This window comes from Geobacillus sp. FSL K6-3411 (assembly GCF_037965715.1).
GTDB lineage: Bacteria > Bacillota > Bacilli > Bacillales > Anoxybacillaceae > Geobacillus > Geobacillus thermodenitrificans.
On record NZ_CP150187.1, the window covers coordinates 426,386 to 442,884 of the forward strand.

General features: G+C 49.4%; 13 protein-coding genes and 1 pseudogene. 11 read left to right on the forward strand and 3 right to left on the reverse strand.

Annotated features, from left to right (window positions below; genetic code table 11):
• Positions 1–21: 21 nt before the first annotated feature.
• Together NSQ22_RS02135 and NSQ22_RS02140 are read right to left on the reverse strand one after the other, a co-directional pair.
• Positions 22–708, reverse strand: a complete 687-nt coding sequence (locus NSQ22_RS02135) for an ABC transporter ATP-binding protein (protein WP_008881258.1) — start codon at positions 706–708, stop codon at positions 22–24.
• 443 nt (positions 709–1,151) lie between these two features.
• Positions 1,152–2,321, reverse strand: a complete 1,170-nt coding sequence (locus NSQ22_RS02140) for a Gfo/Idh/MocA family oxidoreductase (protein ID WP_171355692.1) — start codon at positions 2,319–2,321, stop codon at positions 1,152–1,154.
• Between the two features lie 289 nt (positions 2,322–2,610).
• Here NSQ22_RS02140 and NSQ22_RS02145 point away from each other — a divergent pair, with 289 nt between their 5' ends.
• The 8 genes from NSQ22_RS02145 to NSQ22_RS02180 all read left to right on the forward strand — a co-directional run bounded on the left by NSQ22_RS02145 (position 2,611) and on the right by NSQ22_RS02180 (position 11,720).
• Positions 2,611–3,654, forward strand: a complete 1,044-nt coding sequence (locus tag NSQ22_RS02145; RefSeq protein ID WP_008881256.1) for an NDP-sugar synthase — start codon at positions 2,611–2,613, stop codon at positions 3,652–3,654.
• The gene (locus NSQ22_RS02150; protein ID WP_011886733.1) at positions 3,651–4,841 is read left to right on the forward strand and encodes a glycosyltransferase family 4 protein; all 1,191 of its coding nucleotides are present in this window, start codon (positions 3,651–3,653) and stop codon (positions 4,839–4,841) included. Before NSQ22_RS02145 ends, NSQ22_RS02150 begins: the two co-directional genes overlap by 4 nt.
• The gene (locus NSQ22_RS02155; protein ID WP_029761496.1) at positions 4,822–5,937 is read left to right on the forward strand and encodes a hypothetical protein; all 1,116 of its coding nucleotides are present in this window, start codon (positions 4,822–4,824) and stop codon (positions 5,935–5,937) included. Before NSQ22_RS02150 ends, NSQ22_RS02155 begins: the two co-directional genes overlap by 20 nt.
• Positions 5,888–7,297 (forward strand): phosphomannomutase/phosphoglucomutase, encoded by a 1,410-nt coding sequence (locus tag NSQ22_RS02160; protein WP_011886735.1) that lies wholly within the window; start codon positions 5,888–5,890, stop codon positions 7,295–7,297. The genes NSQ22_RS02155 and NSQ22_RS02160 overlap by 50 nt, the downstream gene beginning before the upstream one ends.
• Positions 7,298–7,495: 198 nt before the next feature.
• On the forward strand, positions 7,496–9,154 hold the full coding sequence (locus tag NSQ22_RS02165) for a helix-turn-helix transcriptional regulator (RefSeq protein ID WP_008881252.1): 1,659 nt from the start codon (positions 7,496–7,498) through the stop codon (positions 9,152–9,154).
• A gap of 278 nt (positions 9,155–9,432) precedes the next feature.
• A complete protein-coding gene (locus NSQ22_RS02170) occupies positions 9,433–9,891 on the forward strand; it encodes an ATP-binding protein (RefSeq protein WP_087959851.1) in 459 nt (152 codons plus the stop codon).
• Complete coding sequence (locus NSQ22_RS02175; RefSeq protein ID WP_008881250.1) at positions 9,858–10,190, forward strand: STAS domain-containing protein; 333 nt, start codon at positions 9,858–9,860, stop codon at positions 10,188–10,190. Before NSQ22_RS02170 ends, NSQ22_RS02175 begins: the two co-directional genes overlap by 34 nt.
• 6 nt (positions 10,191–10,196) lie before the next feature.
• Complete coding sequence (locus tag NSQ22_RS02180; RefSeq protein WP_087959852.1) at positions 10,197–11,720, forward strand: SpoIIE family protein phosphatase; 1,524 nt, start codon at positions 10,197–10,199, stop codon at positions 11,718–11,720.
• Positions 11,721–11,822: 102 nt separating this feature from the next.
• Here the strand turns inward: NSQ22_RS02180 and NSQ22_RS02185 are convergent, their stop codons facing one another.
• Positions 11,823–12,554 (reverse strand): sulfite exporter TauE/SafE family protein, encoded by a 732-nt coding sequence (locus NSQ22_RS02185; RefSeq protein WP_008881248.1) that lies wholly within the window; start codon positions 12,552–12,554, stop codon positions 11,823–11,825.
• A 284-nt stretch (positions 12,555–12,838) separates the two neighbouring features.
• Between NSQ22_RS02185 and NSQ22_RS02190 the strand changes: the two genes are divergently transcribed.
• The 3 genes and pseudogenes from NSQ22_RS02190 (at position 12,839) to NSQ22_RS02200 (ending at position 16,400) form a co-directional block, all read left to right on the forward strand.
• Positions 12,839–13,252 (forward strand): RDD family protein, encoded by a 414-nt coding sequence (locus NSQ22_RS02190; protein WP_008881247.1) that lies wholly within the window; start codon positions 12,839–12,841, stop codon positions 13,250–13,252.
• Between the two features lie 109 nt (positions 13,253–13,361).
• Positions 13,362–14,881: pseudogene (locus NSQ22_RS02195) on the forward strand (IS1182 family transposase).
• A gap of 265 nt (positions 14,882–15,146) precedes the next feature.
• Positions 15,147–16,400 (forward strand): HAMP domain-containing methyl-accepting chemotaxis protein, encoded by a 1,254-nt coding sequence (locus NSQ22_RS02200; RefSeq protein WP_008881246.1) that lies wholly within the window; start codon positions 15,147–15,149, stop codon positions 16,398–16,400.
• Positions 16,401–16,499: the final 99 nt, after the last annotated feature.

The window sequence follows — 16,499 nt, forward strand, 5'->3', positions numbered from 1 at the left end:
TCTCCTTTGTCGGCCAGAGTGTTAGCTTCGCTGTAAATATTGGTCGGAAATGATTTCGCCGTCTTGGATGGTCACAATGCGATCGGCCATCTCGGCGATTTGAATGTCGTGCGTAATTAAGAGGATCGTTTGGTTATACTTTTTCGCTGTAAACTTTAACAACTCTATGATGTCTTTTGAATGTTTACTGTCGAGATTACCGGTTGGTTCATCCGCGAGTATAATGGATGGTTTGTTTAACAGCGCTCGACCGATGGCGACGCGTTGTTGCTGTCCGCCTGATAATTCAGAAGGGAGATGGTTGCGTCGATTCGAAAGTCCTAATATGTCAATCAGCTCATTTAAATACGCTTTATCGACTTTGTCGTGATCGATCAATGCCGGCAGCGAAATATTTTCTTCAACCGTTAATACGGGGATAAGGTTGAAGAATTGGAAAATAAATCCGATTTTCCGTCTGCGAAAAATCGCCAGCTTTTCTTCGTTGTAATCGTAAATATTTTCACCGTCGATGAAGACATTGCCGCTTGTTGGTCGATCTAGTCCGCCGATCAAATGCAATAACGTACTTTTCCCGGAACCAGATGCACCGACAATCGCTACAAATTCCCCTTTTTCTACGGACAAATTAACATATTTCAATGCTTCCACTTTGTTTTCTCCTGTTCCGTAAGCTTTATATAAGCGTTCCACTCGCAAAAGTTCCATTTTTGTGACCCCCAATCATTTGTTCACTGTGCCTTCATTGTAGAAAATGGAATAGGGCTTTTCCGTGCATGGAAGCTTACGGTCATCTTACAATTTTGTAAGGGAACGAGAACGGATGAGTAGTTGTGCGTATACGGTTTCATATAAAGCAAGGAGAGTGTGCTGACGATTTTAGGGAATAACGGCTAGGGAACGATGTCTTTTTTAGTATGTCCGGTTCTGTTGATGGTTCAGGGGTTTTGGTGAAAATATATATTTTTGCATGATTGATATCCTATTTATTATCGTTGCGAAAGAAGGCTCCTGTTTCCAATGCGTGAAGAGTACTGTTCGGTGAGTAGAGGAAGGCAAATGTCGGGTAGCTTAATGGGGAAATGAAAACGAACAAGCCTGTTGACAGCTGCCTTCACGGCAGCCCAACAGGCTTGTTTTGTTGCCCGTGCTTAGCGGGCAGGAGATAGTTTTTCTGCGACGGTGCATGATTCAGCTAAAGCGATGTCGGCGATGGCGTCTTTCATGGTGACAAGGCCGCGCTCATTTGGATTTTCGATCAAGCGGCAAAAGTCAAGAAAGCGCGCTTGAGCGCTCGCCTCGTACCAGCCGTGGCGGTCTGAGAGGGCAACCGTGCGTTCGTACAGGATACGCGGGGCGTCTGATGGTGCAGTTGATGACAACAGCCGGTTGGCTGCTTGCCCAATTTGTTCGATGGCGCTAGCGGACGGTTGTTTTGGAATGGCATCGAGCAGATTGTCAATGCAGGCCGCTTCATCGGCCGAGACGAGACCGGAGACGGACAGCTGCATCGGAATCCAGCCGTCAAGCGTAATGCGCCCTCGTGTTGTATGAATGTCCCAATGCGTTGATTCTGGGGCGGCTGGGTCCATTGTAAAGCCGTGGTAATAGTGAACCGGAATGTGGCGACCGCCCTGCTCGTGGATGACAGTGGCTCCGACGCGCGGTCGTGTGCCGTCCGTATTCGTTAAGGCGAATCCCCGTGCTTCAGCCGCCTCACCGAACCAGTGGCGTCCGACTTCGAAAAAGTGGACACCGTGCTCGATGAAAATACCGCCGCTTTGCCGTTCATCCCAAAACCAATGGCCTTGAGCGACGCGGTGGGCCGCATTGTGTAGGCTCGCATAATCTACAGTCCCAAGCAGGGCATGGTGGATGAGTTGTTTGACGGCCTCCACAAGCGGGTGATAGCGCAAGACGAGATTGACGGCCAGCGCCCGTTGTCGGCGATTGGCAAGTTCCATGTTGGCGTGGAGCTTCTCGGCAGCAAGGGCGCCAGGCTTTTCGAGCAGCACATGTTTTCCTTTCTCAAGCGCTTGTTTGGCGAGCGGAGCGTGCAAGTGCGGTGGAGTGGTAAGAATAACAATATCGACATGCGGGTCAGCGATCAGTTCTTCTGCTTCACGATATTCGCGCACATCATCTGACTTTGGCTTTCGGCGAAGATAAGCGTCGAGGACACGTCGGCGTTTGGCATCCGTCCGCCCAGCGACAGCGGCAAGATGAAAGGAAGGAAGCGGGGCGAGCGCACCGGCGAGAAATTCTGCGAACGCACCGGCGCCGGCGATACCGACGCGGTAATAGAAAGATGAAGAAATCATGGCGTATTCTCCTCCTTCCCCACATATATATATATCATTACTAATCTTCATTATACCGCAAAGAAAGAGGGGGGATTTCAAGTTTTTAAACTTGTAAACAATGAATAATTATTCATCGACAGTATCTGACAATCATTTTGCTTGCGTAACAGAAGGAATATTATGTATATTATTACTAGCAACCGTTGCAGCTGAGTGCTAGCAATCTATGAATCACTTTCATTTTCTCGTTCATCCGTCAAGATGATTGTCTGTTTTTTGCGAAAAAATCATATGGAGGGATGACGAAATGAAAGCATTGTTGCTGGCTGGAGGATTAGGTACACGTCTTCGTCCATTGACCGAAAACATCCCCAAACCGATGGCCCCAATTGCAAATCGGCCGTGGCTTGAGCACCTCATTATTCATCTTCGCGATCAAGGAGTCAATGAATTTGTCATCGCTGCTCACCATTGTTCAGAAGTGATCCGCCGTTATTTCGGCGACGGGAAGAGTTGGAACGTCAACATTACATACGCGCTTGAACCATTCCCGCTTGGAACGGCCGGGGCAATTAAAAATGCCGAACGTTGGCTTGATGAGCGATTCCTCGTGTTTAACGCCGATATTGTACATTTGCCGCAATTGATTCCTCTGCTTGATTTTCACCGACAGCACGGCGGCATCGCGACGATTGTTTTAACGGAAGTCGACGATCCGTCCTCCTATGGAGTAGTTGAACAAGATGACCAAGGACAAATTTTGCGCTTTATCGAGAAGCCGCGCCGTGAGGAAGCGCCGTCCAACCGGATCAATGCCGGTATGTATATTTTGGAACCGGACGTAATGCGCTACATTCCGGCTGAGCAGGAAGTGTCGATCGAACGTGAAACATTCCCGCGCTTAATCGAAGAAAACACTGGCGTTTATGGTATTGTCAGCAGCGGATATTGGCGCGATATGGGAACGCCGGCCCGTTATCGCCAAGTGCATTGGGATGCCTTGAACCGAGAGTTTCCGCTCCCGATCAAAGGGCGTGAGATTCAGCCGGGCGTGTTTGTCGGTGAAAATGTCAAAATTAGTTCGGGTGTGCTGTTTGTACCCCCTGTACTAATTGGTCATAATGTGAAAATCGGGCATCAAGCAGTCATCGGCCCGTATGCCGTCATCGGTGACGATTGTCAAATCGGCTCCCGCGTCCATTGCGCGCATACGATTGTCTGGGATCGTTCCCTCATTCGTGATCGCAGCCGTTTGCAAAACAGCATTTTTGGCTACCGGACGGTGACACCGGCTGGAGAAGTATTCGAAGATTCGATTATTAATCAGTTTAAGGAGGCGGTGCAAGCATGACCCGAATTGCGTACGTCAGTACATATCCGCCGCGCAGGTGCGGATTGGCTACGTTTACGGAACATCTTCGTCAAAGCATTGATAGCGTCCGCGGAAAGGTAGAGGGGGATCGGGTGATTGTCCTCTATAACGAAATTGATGGTGATGACGCCTATCGCGGCAATCCTGCGTATTGGCCGCTTCCAGCGCAAAATCGTGCCGCTTATGAGAAGATGGCCAGACGGGTGAATGAAAGTGATATTGATGTGGTCGTCCTGCAGCACGAATTTGGGATTTTTGGCGGCGAGGCCGGTGAATACATTCTCGATTTCATCGCGGCGCTCCAAAAACCGCTCATAACGACATTCCATACGGTGTTTGCTGCTCCTGAGCCGCCGTATCGCCCGATTCAGGAGAAGATCGCAGCGGCAAGCGATGCAATTATCGTCATGAACCGGCAGGCTATCGGGTATTTAGTAAAGGCGTTCGGTCTCCCAGAGGAAAAAATCGTCTACATTCCGCACGGCGCTCCGGGGCCAAGCAGCGAGGAACGCCAATCTCTACGCTCCCGCCTCGGATTTCACGGCCGTAAAGTGATGTTTACGTTCGGTCTGCTCAGCCGCGGCAAAGGCATTGAATCAGTGCTCACCGCGCTGCCGGGCGTCGTCCGCAAGGTGCCGGAAACGTTGTATGTCATCGCTGGCCAAACGCATCCGGAAGTGAAGAAACGGGAAGGTGAAGCGTACCGTGAGGAGCTGAAAGCATTGATTCATCGGCTCGGACTCGACGATCATGTTCGCATGGAAGATCGGTATTTCAGTGAGGAAGAGTTGATTGATTACTTGACGGCGTGCGATTTGTATGTCACTCCATACCCTGGTATGCAACAAATCACAAGCGGTACACTCGCTTATGCGGTCGGCGTCGGACGTCCGGTTGTTTCAACACCGTATGAGCATGCACGTGACTTGTTGCAAGGTTGTGAAGAACTGTTGTTGCCATATGGGAATACGTCTGTCTGGGAAGAGCGGCTCGTGCAGCTGTTGGCCGATGAGGCGGCGTTGGAGCGATGGGAGAGAATTGTGCGCCAAATTGGGGCAAACACGCATTGGCCGCGTGTCGGCGAACAGCATATCGCCTTATTTGAACGTGTATGCACCGCCGCCAACAGCGGGGAGGTGAAGGCGGTTGACTTCGTCAGTCATTAAGTTCGACCATCTAGAGCGCATGACTGACGACACCGGGCTGCTCGAACATAGCCTCGGCCGCATTCCGCGTCGGCGCGAGGGCTATTCGACTGACGATAACGCCCGTGCGATATGGGCATGTTTAGAGTGGCTTGCCCTGCTTAAAAATCGAGAGATGGAGAAACGTCTGTATCGCTTGCTTGATCGATATTTGGCATTTCTGCTTTGGGCGCAAAACGACGATGGAACATTTCATAATAATTTTTTCTTCGATCGGACGAAAGAAGAAGAGACGCCGTCAGACGACTGCCTCGGGCGGTCGTTTTGGGCGGTGGCGTCGGCGTATATTCAGTTGAATGATCCAGCTCGGTGCGAGGCAGCTGCAGATATGTTGCGGCGGGGGATGCCGGCGGCGTGGAAGCTTCACTCGCTGCGCGGCATCGCCTGGGGGTTGGCAGCTTGCGGCCTCTTGCTTGAGAAAGCAAGCCCACCCGGTGTCGACAAGGAAGAATTAGCGACGCTGGCCGGACGATTTGAGCGGCGGTTGCTTGAGGCGTATTGGACGCACACAGACGATGGTTGGCGTTGGTATGAGCCGGAGCTGACCTATGGGAATGGCGTGCTGCCGTGGGCACTTTGGACGGCGTATCGGCGCGCACCGAGGCAAGAGGTGAGGGAGGTAGCGGAAGAAAGCCTTGCCTTTTTAATAGAAATGATGAGCGGACCGGAGGGAACGATCCGTCCGGTCGGCAACCGCGGCTGGTGCAGCCGCCGCTACCGCGCTGACTGGGATCAGCAGCCGATTGATGTGATGAAGCTTGCTTTAGCGGCGCGCGAAGCATATTGGGCAACGGAGGACGAGCGGTATCGCGACGTTGTCCGCCGCTGTCTCGCTTGGTTTTACGGGAAAAATGATGGCAACGTTCCGTTAGCCGATCGAAGCGACGGTAGTTGTTGCGACGGGCTTGGTCCGAACGGTCCGAACCCAAATCGAGGGGCGGAGTCAACACTATCATACTTATTAACAGCAGCAATCGCTCAATCGATTTCGGTGGAGGTGGTTTTCGATGAATACGTCGATAACGAAACCGTTCGCATGGCCAACACACGTATTTAAAGAGTATGACATTCGCGGGCGTGCCGGCGAGGAACTTGATGAGTCGTTTGCTTATTGGCTTGGACGGGCCTTTGCTGAAATGATGCAAAATGAGGGCGAACGGAAGGCGGTTGTTGCCCATGACAACCGCCTGTCGTCGCCGGCGCTGCATCGATCGTTGAAAAACGGGTTGCTTGATGGCGGCTGTGATGTCATCGATATTGGGCTTTCGACGACACCGATGTTTTACTACAGCTTATACAACACGGACATTTCATGTGGCATGATCGTTACCGCAAGCCACAACCCAGGCGATGAGAACGGATTTAAAATCGCCATGGGAAAAACAACGATTTATGGCGAACGCATTCAAGCGCTGCGAAAGGCGATGGAGCGGCTAAGCCAACAACAGGCACAACCCGAAGTGACGCGGGGGCGTGAGGAAACGCTTGACCTGGTCCCGGCATATATCAAGATGTTGAAGGAGAAAATTCAGCTCGGTCCACGTCAGCTGAAAGTCGTTGTCGACTGCGGCAACGGCACCCCGTCGATCATTGCGCCAAAAGTGCTCAAAGAATGGGGCTGTGATGTCATCCCGCTCTATTGTGAATCCGATCCGACGTTCCCGAATCACCATCCTGACCCGGTTGTGCCGGAAAACTTAGCTGATTTGATCAAAACGGTGCGCAAGGAGCAGGCGGATCTAGGCATCGCATTTGACGGTGACGGCGACCGGATCGGTATCGTGGATGAAACGGGCACGATCCGCTGGGGCGACCAACTGATGGTATTGTTCTGGCGTGATATTCTCAAGCGCCATCCGGGAGCTGAGGCGCCGGTTGAGGTAAAATGTTCGCAAGCGCTCGTAGAAGAAATTGAGCGGCTCGGCGGCCGGCCGTTTTTCCACCGTACCGGTCATTCACACGTAAAAGCGACGTTGCGCCGCCGACCGGCCATTCCGTTTGCCGGCGAGATGTCCGGGCACTTATTCTTCAATGATGAATTTTATGGTTACGATGACGCCTTGTACGCTGCGGGACGGCTGCTTCGCCTCTTGTCGCATGACAAGCGCCCACTCTCTGAGTGGTTTGCTGACGTGCCGTATTATGTGGCGACGCCGGAAACGCGTGTCACCTGCCCAGAGGAGAAAAAACCGGTGGCCATCGACGCTGTGAAAAAACGGTTTGCCAGCCGTTATCCGGTCGTCGATGTCGACGGTGCTCGTATTCAATTCCGTGAAGGCTGGGGATTGGTGCGTCCTTCGAACACGCAACCGATTCTTGTCTTGCGCGCTGAAGCGAAGACGGAAGAAGCGTTGGCGGAGATTAAACGGCAGTTGGCTGATTGTTTGCATACGCTCGAGCTTCACGTCAATTGGTAACTTTGCTTTTGTCCAGATCGATGTGCCTACTTGTTCGTTATCTTAGATAGCAGCTATTTTTCCGGCGTCGGCCGCCCGTTCCATAGGGCGCCGCGCCGGATTGTTTTGCTTTCGGTTAAAGCAGAAACTTGATATCTTGCAGTTCATTTGTTCATAATAGATAAGGAAAAAACATAGTTTGGGAGAGTTGAGGGTGAATTGACGATTAATGATTTGTTGCAATATGTCCAAGATGCGTATGCGGCATTAACGGGGTTAAGCATGATTATTGTGGATTATGACGGCAATCCGGTAACGAAAGTATCGAATATGACCGAGCTGGCAGAGCTCGTTTTATTTGTCGAGAAAAAGGGAGTCGCCTCGTTTTTTTGCCCTCGGGAGTTAGCGATTGATGGGCGACAACGGCCGACTGTTGTACCAGCTGGGCATTTCGGATTGAAAAGCATCATTGCTCCCGTGCTTGTCGACGGGAGGGCAGAATATTGGGTTTGGGCTGGTGTGTTTGTTGAGGAAGAAACGAAAGAGTTGATTGGCGATAATGCCCAGAAGTGGACGGCGGCCATCAAACAGGCAGATGCACTGCCCGTTGGCGCGGTCGAAGCAAAGTTGAACGAAATTGAAAAGATGGCAGCCATATGTGGAGAATTAATCAGCAGCGAGCGCCGCAAACAAAAATACCATGAGTACGGACAGCTACTTAAAACAGCGGTAACCGATCATTCGGCTGTAAATCGTATGGACAAGCTGCTTCACGAGCTGCGCAAGATGGATGAGTGCCTTGATATGGCGTTGTATATCGAAAAGCGCCAGCAAGGATGGGTGGTGGCGGCAACGAACGGCGAAAAAGCCGCGCGCCTATATGGCAAAATGATCGATGAGCTGTTTCCACCGCTCTCCTTCCCTGAAATGTCGCTCTGTCCTTCTTATTTTCAAAATGTTGCGTTAGATCCACGCTTTTCGTTTTTTGTCCGTCATGGCATCCGCCCGAAAGCGATGATCATATATCCGGCGATATATGAGCAAAAAGTGGAAGGATGGGTCATTGTTGGCAGTGAGACAGCATCCTCATTGCCAGCAGCGATGAAGCCGCTTGGCGCTGCGCTCGTTCAATATGAGCATTTGCTTGTGAAATGCGCGGCCGCTGATATGAAAATGAACCGTCATTTCATGCGGTTGACAATGTTAATGGAAATTGGTCGGGCGATGCACGTCGTGCAAAATGACGAAGAAATCGTTCGCATGATGACCCAGTTTGCGCTCGAGCTTGCCTACGGCGATTTCGTTTGTACCATATTGTATGTTAATGGCAAGGCAGTCACCGTTCATGAAGGAGCGATTTCCGCTGAAATGGCGTCTTGTTACCAAGAGGATGTGCTTCGCCACTATGGACGTAGTATTAAACAGGTGGCGAAAAGTCAAGTCCCGTCTTTGCGCCAAGTAGGAGACAAAACCGTGATGGAAGTGCCGTTTTTTGTCCGTGATGGCTATTATGGCGTTCTTGCGGTTCATTTAAAAGAAACGGACGAGGCGAAAGAAGCCGAAGTGTACGTGACAGCGTTAGTGGCTGTTGGAGTGATGATGATGAATAGCGCAGCTCAAGATGGGAGCGGGCAGACAGTTAATGTTCAGATGTTGTCCGAACAGCTGACATCTCGAGAGATGGATGTGCTTGAACTGCTCGTCCAAGGTTGTAGCAACCGCGAAATTTCAGAGCGTTTGTTCATTAGTGTACATACAGTAAAAAATCACATCACGAATATTTTTCAAAAGATAGGTGTCAACGACCGGTCACAGCTGATTGCCCTTGTGTATCAGTTAAGTCATCGTCGTCATGAAGGGAGCATCATCGGACGATAAGATCCATGATGTTCCTTTTTTATCATCCTAGCCGAGGAGATTTTGTACTCAAAAGTGAAATTAAGGACTAAAAGCATAGGAAATTGGAATGTGATATGTTTTTTATTATAATGTTATTGTGGTAAATAAGAACTATTTTTGTGTAGATGGAATAATTAAGAAAGAAGAAAGCATAGCATTCCAACCTGTTTTTCCCGGCGCTAGAGTGTGCAATAGTGAAAAAGATGATATACTGCGTTTGACTGCGCGTGCAAGCACAGAAAGATAGGGGAATGCCGATGAAGCATATGATCATGATTCGAACGATGACGATCATGAAAACGGTGGACATTTTAAAAGCGATGGACATTACTGAGCAGTTGGCAAACGAGATAGGCTTTTTGCCACGCGACTGTCTCTTTCTTCGCTTGGCGACGGAGGAAGCGTGTACGAACGCATATGAATATTGTCAAAAAACAGGGAGACTACCATTTAGAATATTTTGGAAAATTGATACAAGCCAGTTTACGATTATTGTTAAGCAGCGAGGGGGATGCTTTTCTGTCGCCAAAACCGACAACGTGAACACTGGGGCGCGCGGCAGAGGGCTGCAGCTGATCGCCCATATTGTCGACGAGGTATTCGTGAAGCGAACGGGAAATAACGTCTTGCTTTGCATGTGCAAATGCAAAAAAAAAATGAGTGACCATTGGAGGAAGCTAGGATGGAGACGAGACAAGGGGCAATTCGCACACTGACATGGACGGAAGATATTACATTAAATAATGTTGAATCGTTTCGTCAAGCGCTTGAACAGTTGCTGGCCGAACGGGCTGACCAGTTGATTGTTAACATGGAAGCGGTCAACTACATCAACAGCGCCGGGCTCGGCATGATTGCCGACAGCGTGATGGCGGCCAGAGCCCAGCAAAAAGAACTGGTCGTTGCCGGAGTGAAAGGGTCGCTCGCAGAAATTTTCCGTATTGTAAAATTTTATTCGTTTATGAAATTATTCGCCACGGAGAAAGAAGCAATTGATTATTTAAGCGGAGAATGACGTTTTATGATTGATGAGTTTTTGGAATATCTGCGACATCACAAAAACTTTACATGGCGGGAGTTGTTCGACAGACTTGAAAAAATGAACATGCTGTTCGGGTCGAATGATTATGTATACTGGTTGGCAGCACCGGATAAAAGAAAAATATTGTTCATTTCTTCGTCGTGTGAGCAGCTATACGGCCTGCCTCCGGCTGCCTTTTATCATGATGAGGATATATGGATGAAAATATCCTACCCCGACGACCATGCCAAAGCGGAGGCAAAATGGGCACTCCCTTGGGAATCTAAGGTGAGTACACAAACATACCGCATCGTTAATCAGCGGGACGGGTCTGTGCGTTGGGTGCTTGAGCGGATAGTTCCTGTGCTTAGTGAGGCAGAGGAAGGAAACCTGATCAGCGGCTTTGTCATGGACATCACGGAGACGAAAAGAAACAGGGACGAGATTCGGCTCGCTGAGCAAGTGTATGCGTCCATCGAACAGGCGATGCTTGTGACTGACGATGAGTTTGCCGTTCGGTTCGTCAACTCGGCGTTTACGAAAATCACCGGCCATAGTACGGAAGTCGTCGGCCAGCCGCTGCATACGCTCTATGCTGGTTATTACGCTGCCTGGTTTTACGAAGTGATCAAAAACGGAATTGTGGAAAGCGGGCAATGGCAGGGACGGGTGCGCTGGCGGCGGAAAAACGGATCGGTGTCTGTTAGGCGAACAACGGTGCGGGCTGTTCACAATCAAGAAGGGAACATTTCCTTTTACTTATTTTTGTTTTCCGGCCTGCATGAGACGCCTTATGCGGAGGCAATGAAGGATGATTTAAAGCTGGCCCGCGAAGTGCAGAAGCGTGTATTAAGCAAACCGTTGTCAGCCAATGGAATCGACATCGCTGGCACATACATTCCGTCGCAGGAGTTGGGCGGCGACATGTATGCATGGTATCAGATCGACAACCAGCGGTACGGCATTTTTTTAATGGACGTGATGGGGCATGGAGCGGCGGCTTCACTCATTTGCATGTCAGTTCGCTCGCTCCTTAACGGCATCATCCGCAAAGCGATCGTCCCACAAGCCGTGTTCTACGAGTTGAACCGTCATATGCGCCAGCTGTATCATGAAAACGGGCAGATGACGTATTATTTTACTGCTGTGTATGTCCTTGTTGATGTGAAGAAACGGATGATCGAGTATGCATCGGCCGGCCATCCGCCCGGATTTTTATTCCAACCGGACGGCACGGTATTCGAATTGGATCGCGGGTGTGCGCCGATCGGGTTGCTCCCTGGGCTTTTCGTTGATAGCGGCCAGTTGCGCTATGAGTCTGGGGCGACGCTTGTCCTGTATTCCGATGGGGCTATTGAAGGGGAGGCGGGTTCTGTCCGCCAAAATATTGAGACGTTCCGTGATACGCTAGCGCCGTATGTTTCTCTCGATGAGCGTGCGCTGTTAGCCTGCTTACGCCGTCATTTTATCCAAAAAGGATCGCTTCGGGACGATTTCTCAGCGGTGGTTGCTAAGCTTAGATAGGGGGAAAGTCGCCAATGTCAGCCGACTTGGCAGGGCTGTCATGTTGGGACTCTCCATTTGTGAGTAAAAGGATGCCCATTTTTTCGGGCATCCTTTTACATGCTATGAAAAGGCCAACAAGTTTACTCCCGCCGCAAACACAATGAAAGAAGCCAATGTTTTAATCCGTGTATGCGGCAGGCGTTCAAACCATTTCAGCCCTATGTGTACACCAGCCAATACAGCGACGGCCCCAAGCAAAAAGTACAGAACGAATGAATCGGTAAAGTCTCCATGAATCCCGTGCAAAACGATCGTAAAACTATTCATGATGACAAAGGACGCTTGAAGATTGGCATTATAGCTTTCTTTTTCTTTATAACGCATCAGAAAGTAAAAGACGAAAAAGGGGCCGCCTACGGCAAAGATCCCTCCGATTATTCCGCCGATCAAACCGATCAACATAGGAAAGATCGGCTTTTTAAACGATGGGGCATAGGCGTTTTTTTCACTCATATAAAGATAAATAACCATCCCAATGAGTACAAGGCCCAACAGTTTTCTCATGATCTCCGTCTCGCCATAGAAGGTTAGGATAAAGAATGACAATATGCGGCCTGCTAAGGCGAAACTTAAAATAGAAAGAAGGTCTTTGCCTCGAATGTGTTTTCTGAACTTGACCGCCACGTGGAACGATATGATGAGCGTCAAAGCCAACACTAATAGTGTGCTATTCTTAAAGGTTAATACCATCGGCAAAAGCCCCATAGAAAACAACCCGAAGCCAAATCCGCTTGCTCCTTGAATCAAACTGCCGACAAAAAGAATGGCAAATACGAAAATAAGTTCCCACATATGTTGTCAAGCCTTTCATAAAAAATGGCGTTGTCTACCCATGACCTCTTGCTGCTGGCCATTACGCAAAGGGAATCTTTCTAAGTTTACTATATACGAATTTTTCACCAATACTACTTTTATGAGAAACTTTTCGCCGTAGTTGGTCCGAAGCGGGCTGGGAGCTCCTGGCTCTTGGCCGGCCTTGATCGTATGGACGTCTCCCTGAGATTTAGGCTAAAATAAAGACAATTGTACTGTAGGTGATGAATACAATATAGAAAAGGTAGAAGGGGGAAAGATACATGGCAGTGACAAACCCGGCTGGATTTTGGAGGCGGCTGTTGGCAAACTTGTTAGACGCTATTGTCATCGGCATTCCGATTTCAATCATCGGCTATTTGATTACAGGTAGTGCGGAAGAGAACTGGTTTACGAATTTGGTAGAGTTGTTGTACGCCCTAATTGTTCCTGCTGTCTGGTATGGGTATACGGTCGGTAAGCGGATGATTGGCATCCGGATTGCGAAAGTGAATGGCGGCAAGGTTGGCATCGGCACGATGTTTTTGCGCTTGTTCGTTGGCGGACTTGTTTATGTTATCACGTTAGGCATCGGTCTGATCGTTAGCGCCATTATGGTGGCTGCAAGGGAAGACAAACGGTCGATTCACGATTTTATCGCCGGAACGTATGTCACAACCGAAAAGCCGACGGTGTAAATAAGGAAAAAGCGGTCTTCCAACTGGAAGCCCGCTTCAGCTTGTCGACAAAGTCGACAAGCTGTTTTATTATGAAGGTAAGACGAGGGAGAAATGGAGGAAAGGAACGATGCTTCGGCCACACCAAGAAGATGGGCGCTATACCGAAACCACGGTGAAACTGGATGATCTGGTTCCAGAGGATCACTTGGTAAGAAAGCTGGATGCGGCCATTGATTTTTCTTTTATCTATGATGTGGTGAAAGATCTCTACTCTCCTGATCATGGACGTCCGAGCATTGATCCAGTGATGTTGTTTAAAATGTATTTGATTCAGTATGTATTTGGGATTCGCTCCATGCGTGAAACCGTCGAACAAATCCGAACCAACGTCGCCTACCGTTGGTTTTTAGGACTTAGTCTTCATGATCCCGTTCCTCATCACTCGACGCCAAGTAAAAACTATGCGCGTCGTTTCGCTGGAACGGATGTATTCCATCAAATTTTTTCACGGATTTTAAAAGAAGCCTTTGAACACGGATTGGTAGATTCGAGTGTCTTGTACGTAGACTCCACTCATGTCAAAGCAAGCGCCAATAAAAAGAAGTTTACAACGGAAATGGCAGAAGTCGAAGCCAAAGCCTACCAACAGGAACTCGAAAAAGAAATCGAACGGGATCGGATCGCTCATGGAAAATCGCCGTTGCCATCTGAGAAAAAAAAAAACGGGAAGTAAAAGTAAGCAAAACGGATCCGGAGAGCGGACTGTTGGTGAAAAATGAACGGGAGCGAGTGTTTGCCTATTCGTATCATACAGCTTGTGATCGCAACGGATGGATTCTACAGACCTACGTGACGGCAGCCAACGTCCATGACAGTCAAGCGTTTTTTGTGCTGTTCGAACGAGTGAAACGGGAAATCCAATCATGTCCGGAAGCCGTGTGTGTAGACGCAGGATATAAAACTCCTGCCATTGCCAAGTATTTACTCGAACAAGGGGTAAAGCCGATTTGGCCGTACACTCGCCCGAAAACAAAAGATGGATTCTTTCGGAAATCAGATTTTGTGTATGACGAATATTTTGATTGTTATCTATGCCCCAATGATCAAGTTCTATCTTACTCTACTACGAATCGGGAAGGGTACCGGGAATACAAATCGGACCCGGCGGTGTGCCGAAGCTGTCCGTATCTTCATCAGTGCACGCAAAGCAAGAGCTACACCAAAGTAGTCACTCGCCACGTATGGCAGGACTACTATGAAGAAGCAGAGCATTTGCGGTATGTTCCGGAATACCGGGAACTCTATGCCCTCCGAAAAGAGACGATTGAACGGGATTTCGCCGATATGAAAGAGAAGCATGGTCTGCGCTGGACGCATTACCGGGGATTGGAAAAAAATGAGGCGCAGGCGATGCTTGTTTGTGCTGCCATGAATTTAAAAAAACTGGCGAATTACCTATGGAAGGCGAAGCACCGCCCTTTCTTTTCCTTTGCATGGCTTCCCATCCTACCCACTTTTTTTGAAAACATAGTCTATTTATGGAACAAAATGGGTTTCAGACATTCGTCTGAAACCCATTTTGTCAACAGTCTGAAGCGGTCTTCCAACTGGAAGCCCGCTTTTTATGTTGATGTTCAAGATAGATAAACTTCGGGGGGCAGGCGGCTTAGAAGGTCATGTGGGGAAATATCCCAGTTCTATGCCACCGGTAGCCAGAGATGGTGGGTGTCGTCGTGGAGAATCGCAAAATACGTTTCATTATAATTTTTTGGGCTAAGCATCTCCGCAATGTAATATCGGCAAAATGTTTGGATGTTCGATTAGGCACAAAGAAGGAAAACCTATGCACATTGCCGAATATGTCAATGCTGTATAAAACATTTTTAGGCGATAGAAAAAGGGGGAGAAAGGTTTGTCGTTAATGAGCTATATCATCCGCACGATGTTCGTCGTGATTCCGAGCACGGCGGTAATCGGCCTTGCGATATGTCTAGCTAACAGCATTCGCGGGGCGGCGTTTTGGTGGACGTTAGCCGCTACGTTGCTGCTTGGTGCGATTGTTGGCTTCATTTCGGCAACGCTGAATTATCGGCGGTTTGTTGCTCCAATTGCCGTCATTAACAAATACTTAAGCAAGATGACAAGTGGGGACTTAACAGTGCGCGTACCGCTCAACAGCGTGCGGCAGTTGCGGCCGATTGCCACATCGTTAAACAATATGGCGGATGCTTGGCAAGAGGTGATAGGCCGCATTCAACACCATGCGGACGAAGTGTCGCAGTTTTCCAACCAGTTAGCTACTGTTGCCGAACAGACGACGAGGGCGACAGAACAAATTGCGGCAACGATGGACGGACTTGCTTCCCATGCGGAAGAGCAGGCGAGTGCAGCCCGCGGCACAGCGGAATCCGTCAATGATATTTCCCGAACGCTCAGTGATGTTGCCCGTCAAACAAAAGAAGTGGCACACAGCGCCCAAGAAACGGCAACAAAAGCAGGGGATGGCAAGCAATCTGTGATGCAAATGTCTGAGCAAATGCAATTTATTTATGACCACGTTCAATCGCTCGGCCAAGTCGTTAAAGGGCTCGGGGAGCGATCGAACGAGATTGGACAAATTACTGAAGCGATTACGAGCATCGCGTCACAGACGAATTTACTGGCGCTCAATGCGGCGATCGAAGCGGCGCGTGCCGGTGAGCAAGGGAAAGGATTTGCCGTTGTCGCGGACGAGGTGCGGAAGTTGGCGGAGCAGTCAGCGCACTCAGCGCAGCAAATTTCCGATCTGATTAGCTACATCCAGGAAGAGACGAAGCAGGCAATCGCCTCCACGGAACGGGTCGTCGCTGAAGTGGCGCAAGGGTTGGACGTCGTCGCTGTTGCCGGTCAGTCGTTTGCCGATATTCGTGAGGCGGTCGGTCAAGTAAGCGAACAAATTGGACAAGTATCGTCTGCGATTGAACAAATGACGGGCCATGCCCGCCAGGTGGATGAGGCGTTCCAACAGATGACCAAAATTGTCGAACAGTCAGCAGCTAGTGCTGCCAATGTATCGGCAGCGACTCAAGAACAAATGGCTTCTGTTGAAGAAATTGCTTCTTCGTCGGCATCGCTCGGTCAGATGGCGGACGAGATGCGGACGATGTTAAAGCAATTTTCGGTGTGAAGCGGAAAAAAAGCGCGTTTACTGAGGAAAGAAACACGGTACATCAGTTGTGATATGGAATAAAATGGTTTGTTTATTTTCTCATTATGTAGTAAAATA